Origin of the sequence: Micromonospora sp. NPDC050495 (assembly GCF_040655175.1) — a bacterium.
Lineage (GTDB): Bacteria > Actinomycetota > Actinomycetes > Mycobacteriales > Micromonosporaceae > Micromonospora.
On the sequence record NZ_JBFAJK010000058.1, the window covers coordinates 1 to 14,826 of the forward strand.

10 protein-coding genes and 6 pseudogenes are annotated in these 14,826 nt (G+C 67.1%); 9 read left to right on the top strand and 7 right to left on the bottom strand.

The genetic code is table 11. The features are described 5' to 3' along the window. Nucleotides 1-112: 112 nt before the first annotated feature. Nucleotides 113-340, top strand: a pseudogene (locus AB0I11_RS30820) (pyridoxamine 5'-phosphate oxidase family protein); the annotation flags it as partial. Between the two features lie 145 nt (nucleotides 341-485). On the opposite strand, the gene AB0I11_RS30825 reads toward AB0I11_RS30820, so the two are convergent. Together AB0I11_RS30825 and AB0I11_RS30830 are read right to left on the bottom strand one after the other, a co-directional pair. Next, on the bottom strand, nucleotides 486-1,127 hold the full coding sequence (locus AB0I11_RS30825; RefSeq protein ID WP_357328616.1) for a TetR/AcrR family transcriptional regulator: 642 nt from the start codon (nucleotides 1,125-1,127) through the stop codon (nucleotides 486-488). A gap of 213 nt (nucleotides 1,128-1,340) precedes the next feature. Further along, a complete protein-coding gene (locus AB0I11_RS30830) occupies nucleotides 1,341-1,502 on the bottom strand; it encodes a hypothetical protein (RefSeq protein WP_357328619.1) in 162 nt (53 codons plus the stop codon). A 704-nt stretch (nucleotides 1,503-2,206) separates the two neighbouring features. On the opposite strand from AB0I11_RS30830, the gene AB0I11_RS30835 reads away from it, so the two are divergent. The 3 genes and pseudogenes from AB0I11_RS30835 to AB0I11_RS30845 form a co-directional block, all read left to right on the top strand. Continuing rightward, a complete protein-coding gene (locus tag AB0I11_RS30835; RefSeq protein WP_357328696.1) occupies nucleotides 2,207-2,638 on the top strand; it encodes a carboxymuconolactone decarboxylase family protein in 432 nt (143 codons plus the stop codon). A gap of 113 nt (nucleotides 2,639-2,751) precedes the next feature. After that, entirely contained in the window at nucleotides 2,752-3,732 is a 981-nt protein-coding gene (locus AB0I11_RS30840) for a helix-turn-helix domain-containing protein (protein ID WP_357328622.1), read from the top strand. Nucleotides 3,733-3,848: 116 nt separating this feature from the next. Then, a pseudogene (locus AB0I11_RS30845) lies at nucleotides 3,849-4,177 on the top strand (transposase family protein); the annotation flags it as partial. Between the two features lie 47 nt (nucleotides 4,178-4,224). Here AB0I11_RS30845 and AB0I11_RS30850 read toward each other — a convergent pair. Continuing rightward, nucleotides 4,225-4,639 (bottom strand): annotated as a pseudogene (locus AB0I11_RS30850) (transposase); the annotation flags it as partial. A gap of 13 nt (nucleotides 4,640-4,652) precedes the next feature. Between AB0I11_RS30850 and AB0I11_RS30855 the strand changes: the two are divergent. Continuing rightward, nucleotides 4,653-5,054: pseudogene (locus AB0I11_RS30855) on the top strand (transposase); the annotation flags it as partial. Between the two features lie 48 nt (nucleotides 5,055-5,102). On the opposite strand, the gene AB0I11_RS30860 reads toward AB0I11_RS30855, so the two are convergent. From AB0I11_RS30860 to AB0I11_RS30870, 3 genes are all read right to left on the bottom strand, one after another. After that, entirely contained in the window at nucleotides 5,103-5,951 is an 849-nt protein-coding gene (locus AB0I11_RS30860; protein ID WP_357328698.1) for an IS5 family transposase, read from the bottom strand. Between the two features lie 587 nt (nucleotides 5,952-6,538). Further along, nucleotides 6,539-6,961, bottom strand: coding sequence for a DUF2000 domain-containing protein (locus AB0I11_RS30865; protein ID WP_357328625.1), 423 nt, complete (start codon nucleotides 6,959-6,961; stop codon nucleotides 6,539-6,541). Then, nucleotides 6,958-7,329: a cupin domain-containing protein gene (locus AB0I11_RS30870; RefSeq protein ID WP_357328628.1), complete on the bottom strand. Its 372-nt coding sequence runs from the start codon at nucleotides 7,327-7,329 to the stop codon at nucleotides 6,958-6,960. The genes AB0I11_RS30865 and AB0I11_RS30870 overlap by 4 nt, the downstream gene beginning before the upstream one ends. Before the next feature lie 101 nt (nucleotides 7,330-7,430). On the opposite strand from AB0I11_RS30870, the gene AB0I11_RS30875 reads away from it, so the two are divergent. From AB0I11_RS30875 to AB0I11_RS30885, 3 genes and pseudogenes are all read left to right on the top strand, one after another. Beyond that, entirely contained in the window at nucleotides 7,431-8,255 is an 825-nt protein-coding gene (locus AB0I11_RS30875; RefSeq protein WP_357328631.1) for an AraC family transcriptional regulator, read from the top strand. Nucleotides 8,256-8,358: 103 nt separating this feature from the next. Next, a pseudogene (locus AB0I11_RS30880) lies at nucleotides 8,359-9,862 on the top strand (ISL3 family transposase). A 146-nt stretch (nucleotides 9,863-10,008) separates the two neighbouring features. Further along, nucleotides 10,009-10,959, top strand: coding sequence for a 2-dehydropantoate 2-reductase N-terminal domain-containing protein (locus tag AB0I11_RS30885; RefSeq protein WP_357328634.1), 951 nt, complete (start codon nucleotides 10,009-10,011; stop codon nucleotides 10,957-10,959). 37 nt (nucleotides 10,960-10,996) lie between these two features. Here the strand turns inward: AB0I11_RS30885 and AB0I11_RS30890 are convergent. Next, nucleotides 10,997-11,255: pseudogene (locus AB0I11_RS30890) on the bottom strand (transposase); the annotation flags it as partial. Nucleotides 11,256-11,435: 180 nt separating this feature from the next. Here AB0I11_RS30890 and AB0I11_RS30895 point away from each other — a divergent pair. After that, nucleotides 11,436-14,720 carry a S8 family serine peptidase gene (locus tag AB0I11_RS30895; protein ID WP_357328637.1) on the top strand — a complete coding sequence of 1,095 codons (3,285 nt, stop codon included), beginning with the start codon at nucleotides 11,436-11,438 and terminating at the stop codon, nucleotides 14,718-14,720. Nucleotides 14,721-14,826: the final 106 nt, after the last annotated feature.

Consider the following 14,826-nt stretch of genomic DNA (forward strand, 5'->3'; position numbering starts at 1 on the left):
TGAAGCGTAGAGAACTCCATGATCACCGGCGCGATCTCACCCGCTCTTCCGGCCTCCACACAGGCCAGTCACTACGCACATCACCAGCTCAGGGCCGCCGATCGACTACGCAATCGCCCTGGCGAGCAGCCGTGGTGCTCAATTGTCCGGCACTGCCAAGGCGCTGGACCCCGGGGCATTCCGATCGCGCCACTACTGAGAGGCGTTCCGCTGGGAGAATGAGCACGCCGAGCGTGGGCGGCCACTTACCGAGCCCCCAACTAACGACAACGCTCGTGATGGTTGAGGCTGAGCGGATCGTCTATGGCGGCGGGAGGGCTTCGCCACACGCCATCGCTGACGGCGCACCGCGTTGCTTGTCATCCCAGTCGGCCGGGGTGGTGAGGAGGACGAAGCTCGCCCGGTAGGCTGCCCGTATCACGCGCAGGTTCCGCCACTGCTTGAGTCGGTCGAAGCAGGCTCCACGATCGCGCCGCTTGGGTTTGTTATCGTCCGGCACTCCGACGACGCCCATCGCCTTTTGACAGTCCGAACACGAAGAGGTCGAACACCTGTTGGATGGCCTCCGAGCCGGTGTGTTCCGTCAGCCTCAACACGTCCGGATCGGTGATCCGGTCGAGGCCCGCATAGAGCACCTCGGCGGCGAGACGCGCGTCCATGTCACGAAAGACGCCCTGGTCGATACCGTCCTGAATGAGTCGGGCGCACACGGATGTCGCGAAGCGGTAATGCTGTTGGAAGAGGCGAGAAGCGCCCGGGTGGGCGGCGACGTCAACCGAGAACGCCTGTGACCCGCTGCTCAGGGCCACACTCGCGGTGGACATGTAGCTGTGGACGCGCAGCAGTGGATCGTCATGTTGGTGGGCCCGGGCAATGGCTTGACGGCCGATTCGCTGAAGGAGGCGGTCGAGCACGAGCAGGACCAGTTCGTCCTTGCTGGGTGCCAGATCGTACAGCGTACTGCGGGAGCAGTGAAGGCGGCCGACGAGCTGCTGGATGGTCAGCGCCCGGAAACCCTCCCTGAGGAAAATCTCCTCCAGGTCAACAAGCAGCGCCTCCTGCCGCTTGCTGAACGACCGTCCCTGAGACAAGTCGATCGGCGGCGGCTGGTGAAATGTGGAAACCATCCCGAGACTCCTGACTGACATAGCGTCCGTACCACGGTATCGGATTCGTCCCAGCCACCCACGGGATGGGTGGTGGCGGGGCGGAAGACGGGCTCGGTTCCCGCGTCCACAGCAGTTGTATCGATCGGCTGCAGTAATTAGCGCCCATGCTTTGAGATCTGGAGACCCCGAACGTAGGCGGGCATCACCGGTTCTGAAGATCATCGAGGTTCTCTATGCCTTGTTGATCTGTCCGAAGTAAGCCATGCCCGCGTTGCCATCATGGCAGAGCTCATGTTGTCGAGCGCGCCGGCCGGCGTTGCGGGCGCGCGCCTGGGGCGTGAAGATGAACTGGACCATGAAGACCGATCCGGTCGGACCGAACGCGGTGACCAAGCTGCTGTTCCCGCTCGTCCTGACCTCGCCGAGCCACTCGCTGCGCGACGTCGTCCATCTCGGCGCCGGTTTCGCATACTCGCAACGGCTTCTTATCTACTGGTGTTCGACAGTTCATGGCCTACGACGCGCGGCGCTACGGGACCCGGTTCGAGGTACCGTTCTTCGTCTTCTAGGGCGAGACCGATGAACTGACCCTGACCAGCCTGGCCGAGGAGTACGTCGCCGACGTCGAGGCCCCCACCAAGGCACTGGCACTCATCAAGGACGCCAGCCACTTCGCCGCCTTCACCCAGCCGGACCAGTTCCTCACCGCGCGGCTGACCCTCGTACGGCACGTGTGACATCCGTTGTGAGAGTTGGAACGCCCGAGCTCCCAGTTTCACGTGGCCCAACCCTGCTCGTCGGCGCGTCCCCAGGTCCACAGGGCGAGCAGGACACTTCACCAAATCCGACGCCGACGTGCGGGCGGCTTTCGCCACCGCCGGGATCGCCGATCGCCTCAGCCCTGCGGCGCCTGGCCAGCGGTGGCACTTCCAACTCAGGGGGTGAAGAGTGCCGAGAGGTCGGCGGTCAGGATGGCGGTACCTGCCCCTGACCGGTACGGGATGATCAGCGTCACAACGCATCGCTGTCACATTCCCGGATCCGCGCGCCGTCGTTTACGCGTAGTCAACAAGGTCAAGGAGGCCGACGTGCAACGGATGAACATCGAACAGGTGGTGCCGGGGGCGTTCCAGGCGGTGCTGGGGTTGGAGAAGTACGTCCGCGCCAACGTCGACATGCGCGTCCTGGAGCTGGTGAAGCTGCGCGCGTCGATGATGAACGGATGCGCGTTCTGTGTGGACATGCACAGCCGGGACGCGCTCGCGGCGGGCGTGTCGAGCAGGCGGCTCTTCGCCGTAGCAGCCTGGCGGGAGGCGCCCTTCTTCGACGAGCGGGAGCGGACCGCACTCGCGCTGACGGAGGCGGTCACCCGGCTCGGCGAGCACGGCGTGCCAGACGACGTCTGGGAAGCCGCCGCCAAGGTGTGGTCGGAGAAGGAGCTGGCGGACCTTGTGGTCGCCATCGCCACCATCAACGTGTGGAACCGGATTTCGGTAACCAATCGGACCGAGCCTCCGACGGACGTGTGATTCGAGGCGGCGCAGGCGGCCGGTGCGCTCCGCGCGCACCGGCCGCTGCTGCTCGGGCGGACTGGCGTACCGGCCAGTCGCATAGCAAATAGCCCACACGAAAGGTAGTGGAGGTGGACCTGCTACCGCTCGGTCTCACAGCGGACGAATCCTCGATGTACCTGCTGCTGGTGGATCGCCCTGCCGCCACCGCCGATGAGTTGGCGGAGGACTGGCACCCCACGTGCGGCGGCTCTCCCTCGGTTGTCCTGGCATCATTGAAGGCCAAGGGACTCGTCACCACGGTGGACGGGCAACCGACGCGGCACGCGGCCGTCGCACCCGAGGTAGCGCTGGACAACCTGGCCCGAGTTCGGGAGCAAGAAATTGTGAAGGCGCGGGCGCTCGCCAGGGAGCTGACCGAGCGGTGGCGGCGGGCCGGACGGGCTGCGGTGCCCGCGGAGATCATCGAGATCGTCGTGGGGCGGGAGGCGACACTGCAACGGTTCGAGCAAATCCAGCGCACCTCCACCACCGAAGTCTTGATCATCGACACCCCGCCGTACGCAAACGAGCACCTGGACAATCCGCTGGAGCGGCAGCTGCTGATCGAGGGAGTGACCACCTACCGCTGTCTCTACGACCGGACGGCACTCGAAGTCCCTGGGAAGTACAAGGAAATCGGGGCGATGATCGCCGCCGGGGAAGTCGCGCGGGTGATCCCGGGCATGCCGCTGAAGATGGTGATCGGGGACCGCCGTATCGCGATGCTCCCGCTGGAGACCGCCCCACAAGCCATCACTGCGGCCGCTGTCATCCATCCCTCGTCGTTGCTGGACTCGTTGCATCTGCTGTTCGAAACGTTGTGGCATCAGGCCGCTCCGCTCGTCCCGGGACCTGTGCCCGGATCGGTGAGATCTGGTCGGCGGCTGGATCAGCTGGACCGGGACGTGGTGCGACTGCTGGTCGCGGGTCTGACCGACAAGGCGATCGGCCGGCAGCTCAACCTCGCCGAGCGGACGGTGCAGCGGCGCGTGCACGGCCTGATGCGGACCCACGGGGTCCACAACCGGCTTCAGCTCGGCATCCAGCTGTCGAAGGAGGGTTGGGCCTGAGGCGGCTGGCCGATGGCCTCGACCACAGGAACCCCATCTGTGGATCGCCAACGTCGACCTAAGGGACGTCTCGTAACCCCGATGCCTGTCCATCAAGGACGGTCAAGAATGCCTGGGTGCAGGTGATCTCCGCTGTCCAGGACGAGTGGATCTTTCCGTTCACCGGGCTGTCGCCCGCTCAGTTCCGGCGGCTGGCCCGCCTCGTCGCCAAGTGGGGCGGAGACACCATCGCTGACGGCCGGCCGGGCCGGCAGTGGGCCCTCGACTTGCCCGACCGGGTGCTGCTGCTGGCCACGTACTGGCGCACCAACCTGACCATGCGGCAGATCGGCCCACTGTTCGGCGTCTCGCCCTCGGCTGCGCACGGGTCATCGACACCCTCGGCCCGCTCCTCGCACTGGCACCGGTCCGCCGGCGGCCGACCGAGCAGATCGCGATCGTCGACTTCCCAATGAAGTTGTCAAGTGGTCTTGGTGGCGCTCGATGAGAGCGTCATGCAGCGGTCGTGGCAAGCGGAAGCGGTTGGTAGGGCCGTTGGTCGCGCAGCAGCGCCCACAATACGGTGACGCGGCGTCGTGCGAGTGCGAGAACGGCCTGGGTGTGACGCTTCCCCTCGGCCCTCTTGCGGTCGTAGAACCGCCGCGACTCTGGGCAGGTAGCAATGCTGATCTGCGCGGAGTAGTAGACGGCCCGTTGTAGGCCGCGGTGGTAGCGCCTGGGCGGCGTAGGTTGCCGTGGATGCGCCCGGAGTCCCAGGGAGCGGGAGCCAGGCCGGCGAAGCCGGCCAGTCGGTCGGGGTGCCGAAAGAGGCCAAGGCGCCGCGGGTGGCGGCCAGGAATTCCGCGCCCAGCAAGGTGCCGGCGCCCGGCATACTGGTGATCACTTCGGCGAGTTTGTGTTGGTGAAAGTGGCCCTCGATGCGGCACCAGGTCTTCATCACCGACACCCCACCCGGCGACGCCCCGATCCAGCATCTTGAGGTCCGCCACCGCGCAGACGCCCGGGTCGAGGACCGAATCCGTACGGGTAAGACCACCGGCTTCGGCCGGTTCCCCTCCCGGACTTTCGCCATCAACCAGGCATGGCTCGAACTGGCCCTCACCGGCATCGACCTGCTCGCCTGGACCCGCCTGCTCCTCCTCGACGGCGACCTGGCCCGAGCCGAACCGAAGATACTGCGCTACCGGCTCCTACACGTCCCCGCCCGACTGACCCGCGGCGGCCGACGACTACGGCTCCGGATCGCCGCAAACTGGCCCTGGCGACACCACCTCGCCACCGCCTTCGGCCGCCTGACCGCGCTACCCCGACCCGCTACCTGAGGACAACCACACCGACCACCACGACTCAGTGCCCGTTGAAAATCCAGGTCAGCCGGTACTGAGCGCGGCTTTCAATCGGCCGGTCTTGTGATACCGGGCCAGGCGTCGGGTCATCACGATGACCATGGCCCACTGGACCATCGCGGCGTGATGCTCGGGGTGGCGCTCGTAGTCGCGGACGGTGCGCCGGCAGCGGGTGATCCACGACAGGGTGCGCTCGACGACCCACCTGCGGTGCAGGACCTGGAACCCGACCTGCTCGGCGAGCTTGCGCACGATCTCCACCGCCAGACCGAGCGCGGCCGCAGCCCAGTCGACGAGCTGGCCGGCGTAGCCGGCGTCGGCCCAGACCTTGGCCACGCGGGTGAAGCAGGTGCGCAGTGCCCACAGCAGCGCGCGGGCGGCGTCGCGGTCCTGGACCGCGCCGGTGGTGACCAGGACGATCAGCAGCAGGCCGGTGGTGTCCACGACGATGTGACGCTTGCGGCCGTTGATCTTTTTGCCCGCGTCGTAGCCGCGACTGGTCTTGGCGACGGTCTCGGCCGCGCGCACCGACTGCGAGTCCATGATCGCCGCCGTCGGCTGCGCGTTGCGGCCTTCGGCGAGGCGGACCTGTTCGCGCAGGCCGGCGTGCAACCGGGTCAGTGTTCCGTCGCGAGTCCAGGTGCGGAAGTAGTGGTAGACGGTCGGCCAGGGCGGGAAGTCGACCGGCAGTGCCCGCCATACGCAGCTGTTGTGGTCGAGGTAGCGGATGGCGTCGACGATGTCGCGGCGCGGGTAGGTGACCGGACGGCCGCCTCGTTCCCTGGTGCCGCCGGCGGGCAGGTACGCGGCGATCAGCTGCCATTCGACGTCGCTGGTGTCGGACGGGTAGCGACGTGGGCGGGTCGTGGGCAGGTGCTCGGGGGCGGGAGTCGGGGGTGCGGCAGCGGCCTGGCCGCAGACCAGGTAGAAAGACACGGTGAGGCCTTCGGGGCGGTGGGGCTTCGACAACCACTGCCGTACCCGAAGGCCTCACCTTGTGTCCGTGCGACACACCGAAACCGATTCGGATCTCCGCGCCCTCAGCGACGTCTACCCGCGCTGACCTGGTTATTCAACGCGCTCTCAGAAGACCGCGGAGGACACCGACCCCCGCGTCGGCAGCCCCGGCACGCCCAACCCGGCACCACCCGACCGCACCCGGTATCAACTCGACCCCAAGCGCCGCTCACACCCTTCCTGCAAGAGCAGGGTCAATGCCTCGCCTGGCCCACAACAGGTCGACCGGGGCGACTGGGTCGCCAGCGCGATCCGTGTGGTCGACGTGTGGTCATCCGGGAGGGCAACACACGGCCACCGAGTACTGATTGACGCTCGCGGGCGACGGGCGCACATCTGGCGTGGAGACGCCTACAGGCACCGGGTCAACCTGCCTGACCAGACCACTGATGCCGCCACGCCATCTATATCAAACCATCTCAAACACCTCCTGTAGCGGCGCATCACGGGTGCAGCACGGCGCCCTTAACGACTTTGTCAACGGCATTCTTGGGCCCGTATACGGCCAGCCCGACGAGGTCGAGACGGTCCGTGCGGGTTGCCTGTACGGCAGCGCGGTTGTCCTCGTCGTTGCTGGTGAGGAAGAGGTCGGATGTGAAGATCGCGGGCGCCAGCCCTCGTTGCAGGGCGCGACCCCGCGCGGCAGCGAGCGTCTCCGGGTCACCCGCGAAGACGAGGACGGGTTGGCGGAACATCGGCAGGTAGGTCAGCCCGTCGGCGTCGGTGTACGCCTTGCCGATCACTTCGCCGTGGGTGCTGGCGATGCCGCTGATCAGGAAGGCGGTGACGTTGAGGCGCTGCCAGGCAAGCAGATCGTCCCGCAACAGTACGGCGATCTTGGTGTCAAAACGCCTCGGATGGGTCATAGCCAGCTGTCCTTTGCAGTGAGTTCGCCGCCGGACCCCCCGGTGTTAACCACACCCGCGGGCTCCAGCAGAGCGATCCGGCATTCCTGCTCGGCAACGGGCTGATGCGGTAGCCCTCGGGGAACCACGAACACGTCGCCAGCAGCCAGTTGCACTTCCGGGCGGTCCTGCAGCCGGATAGTGAGCGTCCCGTCGATAACCCAGAACACCTCGTCAACGTCCGCGTGGCTGTGCCACACGAACTCGCCCAGGACCTTGACAAGCTTGATGTGCCAGCCGTTCGCCTCTGCCACGATCTTTGGTGACCAATGCTCGTCGAACTGCGCGAACTTCTCATTCAGCCGTACGGGTGTCGCGGGCTCGGCCACGTTTCACTCCTTTGCTCGGGCCCAGCCGGCCGCGGTCGTCTGGGCAGCTCCGGATCATGAGCTTCCTACCCGCCCGGCCATGGGTCTTGTATGTTTCTGACATGGCACGCACGCCCCTTGGCGGGGCCTTTGACCAGCGGTTGTCCGCCTGGCGGCCGTCGGTGCCCGGTGTGGCCGAGGTCCTGCATGCGCGTTTCCTAGCGCACGCCTACCCCGCCCATACCCATGAGGCGTGGACTCTGCTGATCGTCGATGACGGCATGATCCGCTACGACCTGAACCGCCACGACCACGGCGCCGTGATCCCGGCGGTCACGCTGTTGCCGCCACACGTACCGCACGACGGCCGCACCGTTACCGAGAAGGGGTTCGTCAAGCGGGTGGTGTACCTGGACGCTGGCGTGGTCGGGGAGGCTCTGGTCGGCGCGGCGGTGGATCAGCCCACCCTGATTGATCCATTATTGCGCCGACGGGTCGACCAACTGCACCGGGCCTTGAGCTGCCCAGGCGAGGAACTGCACGCCGAGAGTCGCCTAGCTTTGATCGTCGAGAGGCTGCGGCTGCATTTGCAGCCCGCGATTCCAGCACTCATCGAGCCGCCACCACGCCACCTAGCTCGTGACCTGCGAGATCTCCTCGATGCGCATACCGTGACGGGTATCAGCCTCGACCAGGCAGCGCAACAGCTACACGCACATCCAACACACCTCGTGCGGGCCTTTGCCGCGGCCTACGGTCTACCTCCTCATGCTTACCTCACAGGACGGCGCATCGATAGGGCTCGCAGCCTACTGCTCGCTGGTCGATCCGCTGCTCAGGTCGCCAACGAAGTCGGGTTCTACGACCAGGCCCACCTGAATCGGCACTTCAAGCGGTACCTCGGCACAACGCCAGTCCGTTTCCTTCGAGCAAACAGGCAGCACTGATGCGAATCGGGGGACTGTAAAAAGATCGGCTCCGGCGCAGAAACGGTGGTGACCTGAGTCCAGAGTGGTCGGTGCTGTGGGGGCATTCTGACACCGGTGCCATGTGATCAAGACGGTGGTCTTTCCTCAGCTGTCGGGGCTGGTTACCGACCGGGTGATCGATCAAGGGGCGGTGGTGCGGGTCGTCGCCCGCACGCCGCTGGCCCCGGTGTCGTGCTCGGGATGTGGGCAGCTCAGCGACCGGGTGCATGCGTATCACCAGCGTCGGCTGGCTGACCTTCCCGTTGGTGGGCGCTGCGTGGTCGTGCAGTTGCGGGTCCGGCGCCTGGTCTGCCGGGAGGGCTCGTGCCCGCGGCGGACGTTTCGGGAACAGGTGCCCACGCTGACTCAGCGATGGGCGCGACGGACCCGGCAGCTGACCGCTTTGGTCGCCGATCTGGCGGTGGCCGTCGCCGGCCGGGCGGGCGCGGCTGTGCTGTCCCGATTGGGTGTGCGGGTCTCCCGCAGCACCGTCCTGCGGGTGCTGATGACGGCGCCGGTTCCGGCCGGGCCGGCGCCGACGGTGCTCAGCGTCGACGACTTCGCGCTGCGCCGGGGCCACCGGTATGCCACCTCGCTGACCGACGCGGTCACCCATCGCCGGATCGACGTGCTGCCTGATCGGAAGGCATCCACCCTGGCCGAGTGGCTGCGCGAACACCCGGAAGTCGAGGTGGTCTGCCGTGACGGGTCGGCCGCATATGCCGAGGGGGTCCGTGACGGCGCGGTGCAGGTCAGCGACCGGTGGCACCTGTGGCACAACCTGGCCAAGGCGGTCGAGAAGACCGTAACCGAGCACAGCCGCTGCTGGCACGACAGTCCAGTCCGCCTGAACCAGCCCTCTGGACCAGCGCACTCGCGAGCGGCATGCGGCCGTGCATGCCCTGCTCAGCCAGGGCGTCGGGCTGCTGGAATGCGTCCGCCGGCTCGGCTGGGCACTGAACACCGTGAAGCGGTACGCCCGCGCGGCCACCGCAGAGCAACTCCAGCGTCCGCCGCGCTACCGCGAGACGCTGGTCGACCTGTTCCGGGACCATCTGCGGCGCCGACGCGCCGAAGACCCCCAGGTTCCGGTGACCCGGCTCTTGGCCGAGATCCGCACGCTCGGCTTCACCGGCAGTGCGAACCTGCTGGTGCGCTACCTCAACCAGGGCCGTGCCGACGCCGAACGTACCCCGCCGTCACCGCGTCGCCTGGTCTTCTGGCTCATGACCAAGCCAGAGCATCTCGCCGCCCACCACCGCGACCACCTGCGAGACCTCCTCGAGGCCTGCCCGCACCTGACCGTGCTGGCCCGGCGGGTCGGCGAGTTCGCCGGCCTGCTCGCCGGCCGTCACGGCGAGGAGCTGGACGCATGGATGACCGCAGTCGACGCCGACGACCTGCCCGCCCTGCACGGCCTCGTCCACGGCATGCGCATGGACCTGCCCGCCGCCGTCGCCGGCCTGACCCAGCCCTACAGCAACGGCCCGATCGAAGGCGCCAACACCAAGGTCAAGTTCCTCAAGCGGCAGATGTACGGTCGAGCCGGATTCGCCCTACTTCGGCAGCGAATCCTGCTCGCGTAGATCGATCACCCCGATCACCGCTTCTGCCCCAGAGCCGTTATCTTGACACTCCCCGGCCAGGCGAGATTGCGGGCCTGTGACGCCAGTCGACAGGCCCGCCTTCGATCACCTATCCGTTAATGGATCTCTCAGAAACAGAGGTTGTCATGAAGGTGTTGCTGGTCGGCGCCGGCGCGATCGGCCAGGTCGTCGGTCATCAGCTGTCCGTTGGCGGTGCACAGGTGAGCGTGCTACTGCGGGCCGACGGACAAGTCCCGGCCGGCCCTTATCAACTGCACCGGCTACGGAGTGGTCGAGGGCCGGTCACAGAGACGTGGCTTCCGCAGGAGTCAATACGCGGGCTCGACGCACTGCCGGATGCCCGGTGGGACGTCGTGCTGCTCTGCGTGTCGTCGGTTGCCTTGCGGCTCGGTTGGCTCCCGGACCTTGCCAGACGGGTCGGCGCGGCCACCATCGTGTCCATCGGGCAGGATCCCGGCGACCTCGCCCTTTTGCAGGGCGTCTGGCCCGGTACGCAGATCGTGCAGGTAACTCCGGGACTGCTTGCTTATCACGCGCCGATGTCGAATCGCGACCGAGTCCGGTCCGGGATCGCTTACTGGCTGCCCTCTGGCCCCAGTCTGCAGCTCTCGGGTGAGGCCGAACGCGTCAATTCCTTGATTACGGCGCTGTCCAGCGGACCCTTCTCTGTCACTAAGGCGGCCGTCGGCAGCGGTGAGATGCGGGCCGCCACAACCCAACCGTACATAGCCATGCTGGGCACGCTCGACTGGTCAGTTCCCAAACTGCGCCAGCAGCTCGCCCTGCCAGCACTGGCGGCACGCGAGGCCACCACGGTGATTGCCGCGATGTACGGTATGGCGCCGCCGGGACGGCTCAGCACTTCCGCGCCACTGGCGCGTGTCGCGCTCCGAGTGCTTCCCCTGCTCGCCCCCCTTGACCTGCCCGGGTATCTGCACCTTCATTTCGGCAAGCTGTCGGATCAGACCGATCAGATGATCGACGGCTGGATCGCCGAGGGCCGCGCACGCTCGCTCCCCGTCGCCGGGCTCGAAGCCCTGCGTGTCCGGACCCGAGCGGGTAACGGCAGAAGGTGAGCCTGGCATCTCTGGGTAGGAGAGATACCGCGGGACCAGGCCGGGTCCATCCCAGGGTCTGTTTGAACAGGCGGAAGGTGTGTTCGAGGTCGAAGCGGCGCAGGAACGCCTGCCACCAGCGGTCGACATCGGCGGTGGTGGCATTGGTGGCGGAGCACCACAGCCATACCGGGTTTGGCGTTACGCTCGCCGGGCAGGTGCTCGACCTGTAGCCGGATCAGGGTGCCCTCGATGATCGGCAGGTCACCGTCGTGGTCGATCGAGCAGGTGCGGCGGGTCAGCCTGGGGTGCAGCCGGCAAGCGCTAACGGGTAAGTCAAGATCGACCCGAAACCTCAGTGGCGGGTTAGCGACCTTGGCGCATTCACGCCACGATGATCGCTAGCGCAGCACTAGTTGTCGGGATAGGACGTACACATGTTCTTGCCTCGACATCCCGTGGCTGGCTGCGCCGTTACGCTCGGGTGCCTCATCACCATGTCGGCGGTCGTCATGCCGACGGCTAACGCCACGTCCACTCCAGCGGCTGCCATCCCGGCCCCGGCGGCCGCTTACGCCACCGTCACGCTGATCACAGGTGACACCGTGACGCTCGGACCCGATCGGGGTGGCCGGCCCGCCGTGTCTCTGAAGCCGGTCGGTGGGGCCACGACGGTTGGCTCGTACACCACCCTGCACAAGGATGGTGATGTCTACGTTGTACCGAGCAAGGCCGCAGACCTGGTTCCTGAGGTGCTGGACCTGGAACTGTTCAACGTCACCGACCTGGCGGAGATGGGATACGACGACGCGAGCACCGACGCCCTGCCGGTGATCGTGCAGGGCCCCCGGCCGCTGGCCGCGCTCGGCGCGCAGGCCAAGTCCCGGCCGCTGCCGAGCATCGACGCGATGGCAGTGAGCCTGCCCAAGCGCGCCGCGGCGAGCTTCGCCACGACGCTGTCCGCTCCCGCCGGTGCCAGCGCCGCCGGCGTCACCAAGGTTTGGCTGGACCAGAAGGTCAAGGCCACCGAGTACGACGAGAACCTGGTCCAGATCGGCGCCCCGCAGGTGTGGGAGTCCGGTCTGAGCGGCGAGGGCGTCGACGTGGCCGTCCTTGACAGCGGGGTGGACACCGAACACCCGGACCTGCGCGGGAAGGTCGCCTCCGAGGCCAACTTCACCACCGACGGCTCGCCCGCCGATGGGCACGGGCACGGCACCCACGTCGCGTCGATCATCGCCGGCTCCGGCGCGGCGTCCGACGGTGCCCGCAAGGGCGTCGCCTTCGGCGCCCGGCTGCTCTCCGGCAAGGTGCTCGCGCCCGACGAGTTCGGGGGAGCGACCGGGCAGGCGTCCTGGCTCATCGCGGGCATGGAATGGGCCGCCAAGCAGGGAGCCGATGTGGTGAACATCAGTGCGGGCGGTCTTCCGAGTGAGGGCGACGATCCGCTGGCCCAGGCCGTTGACGCCCTCAGCGCCGGCACCGGGACCCTGTTCGTCGTCGCCGCCGGCAATTACGGCAATTTTTCCCATTCGATCAGCACGCCAGGGGTGGCGGAAAGCGCCTTGACGGTGGGTGCCACCAGACCCGACGGCATTCGGTGGCATTATTCTGGCCGCGGGCCAACCCGCGGAACCTGGCGGGCAAAGCCAGACCTGCTCGCCCCCGGCGTCGACATCATCGGCGCGCACGCCGGCGGTGGCGCCGCCGACTCGTACACCACCATGACCGGCACCTCCCAGGCCACCCCGCACGTCGCCGGCGCCGCCGCCCTGCTGAAGCAGCAGCATCCCGACTGGGACTGGCAGCGGATCAAGACCACACTGATGACCACGGCCGACGCGTACGACGACCTTTATCCGTACTCCACCGGCACAGGCCGGCTCGACCTGCCGGACGCCACCACCGAGACACTGCAACTCAACCGCGGCAACGTGGACTTCGGCTTCCTCCGCTACCCGAACGGGAAGGAGCCGCGGACCATCGAGCTCACCCTCACCAACACCGGCACCGACCCGCGGACCGTGACCCTCACCGACCACGTCCTCGACGCAAACCGCGACCCGGCGCCCGAGTCCCTGCTGACCGTGTCATTGAGTGAGGTGACCATCGCGCCGGGGGGCACTGAGCGGGTGACGGTCACTCTGACGCCCGGGAACGCTGCCCCCGGCCACTATTTCGGCGCCGTCGTCCTCACCGGGGAAGGACTCAAACGGATCGCGCTCCCTACCAGTTTCTTCATCGAGCCGCCCCGTCACGACCTACGGCTGACGGTGCTGGACCGGCGGGGAGAGCCGTGGGCCGGTGGCGCCCTTTGGGTCGTCAACGGGGACAACTTCTATCCGGGAACTGGCGGGGGCGTGGCCCTCGTGCACCTCGACGAGAATGGTCAAGGTACGGCCAGGATGTCGCCCGGGCCGGTCAGCCTCATGGCAACGGTCGTCACACCAGCCGCCGACGGAACGCCGGCCACGGTGTCGATGGCTGGCTCACCCGAGGTGATGCTCGACTCCGACATGTCGTACACCATCGACGCCCGTGAAGCGCATCGGCTTGATCCGGCGACGGTCGAGGGCGTACGGACGACTGCATCGGCGTTGTCCTTCTTCTTCGCACGCCGTGCTGCGAAAGGCGAATACACTCTCGGGGACGGGTTCTACGCCAGCTCGGAGGAGATCAGGGACGGGCGGGTGTTCGTCCAGCCCACGAATCCCGTGCAACACGGCAAGGCGGTGTTCGAGTCCTACTGGCAACTGGACGCCATAAATCCAAGTGGCACGGACGCCGACGTATACCACCTCCTGCTCGGCGGGGGCAGCATCCCCGACCCGCCCATCTACCGCGTTTCGAGGGCGCAAGCCCGCGACCTGGCCCGCCTCGAATCCGACTACCGGTCGCTCCCCGGTCAGGCCACACATCTGGTGACCTGGACGCCGCAAACCGATTCGGTGTCTCATTTCGCCGTCGAACGGCTGATGGACGGCCCGCAACGTCGCGTCGAGATGGTCACCGCAGACCCCGCCGTGCGATGGCGGCAGTGCGTGCTAGAAGTGCCGATGTCCTACCTCTGCGCTCCGGCCGCAACGTATCAGTCTGGAGAGCGACTCTCGCCGGTGTGGTACCAGGCGCCAGCACCGATGGCCTTTGGTTCGCACAGCCGCAACGGGATTTCCCTACCAATCCCGCTCAGCGACGGTCAACACCGGGGTGCCGCGGACCCGACCGCCGCAGGGAACAAGTCGTTGCGGTTGTGGCGCGACGGCGTGGAGGTCGCCCCGTTCGAGCCGGGCAGCGCCTACTTTGATATCCCAGCGGAGCGGGCGATGTTCCGTTTGGAGCACGCGTCCAGCCCCGACCCGGATCTGCTGCCGATCGGCCGGGAGACGATGACGGCCTGGACGTTCCCCTCAGAGGCGCCGACCGACCCAGACCAGTTCTCCGCCGAGGCACGCCCGCTGAACGTCGACTACCAACCCGGCACCGACGGGCACGGATTCCTGCCCGCCGGAATGCCGCTTGTGCTCGGCGCCCGACTGTTCACCTCTGACAGCAACAACGACGAACTCCGCTATGAGCGGGGGAGCCTTCGCTTCTGGGCGTCCACTGATCACGGGGGCCGATGGCATCAAGCGACCGTTACCAACACGGACGGGTCGTTCCACGTCGTCGTGCCCGGCCTGATACCGCGCGCCGGCGACATGGTGTCCGTCCGTGCCGAAGGCAAGGCGGCCGGAGATCGGACCGTCGAGCAGACCATCATCGACGCCTACCCCGTACGGTAGGAGAGGCGAACCTACAGCCAGCTTGATGGTGGCTAGGTACGTATAGATGCGCCTTCCACCCCGGACACAACCTGTTCGGGGTGGAAAGCGCCTTCTGCTGGGGCTG

Excerpts from the sequence above, each read along its gene's own strand:
- AB0I11_RS30825 (WP_357328616.1), bottom strand. The coding sequence starts at position 1,127 with ATGGTTTCCACATTTCACCAGCCGCCGCCGATCGACTTGTCTCAGGGA.
- AB0I11_RS30835 (WP_357328696.1), top strand. The coding sequence starts at position 2,207 with ATGAACATCGAACAGGTGGTGCCGGGGGCGTTCCAGGCGGTGCTGGGG.
- AB0I11_RS30865 (WP_357328625.1), bottom strand. The coding sequence starts at position 6,961 with ATGACCCATCCGAGGCGTTTTGACACCAAGATCGCCGTACTGTTGCGG.
- AB0I11_RS30875 (WP_357328631.1), top strand. The coding sequence starts at position 7,431 with ATGGCACGCACGCCCCTTGGCGGGGCCTTTGACCAGCGGTTGTCCGCC.
- AB0I11_RS30885 (WP_357328634.1), top strand. The coding sequence starts at position 10,009 with ATGAAGGTGTTGCTGGTCGGCGCCGGCGCGATCGGCCAGGTCGTCGGT.
- AB0I11_RS30895 (WP_357328637.1), top strand. The coding sequence starts at position 11,436 with ATGTCGGCGGTCGTCATGCCGACGGCTAACGCCACGTCCACTCCAGCG.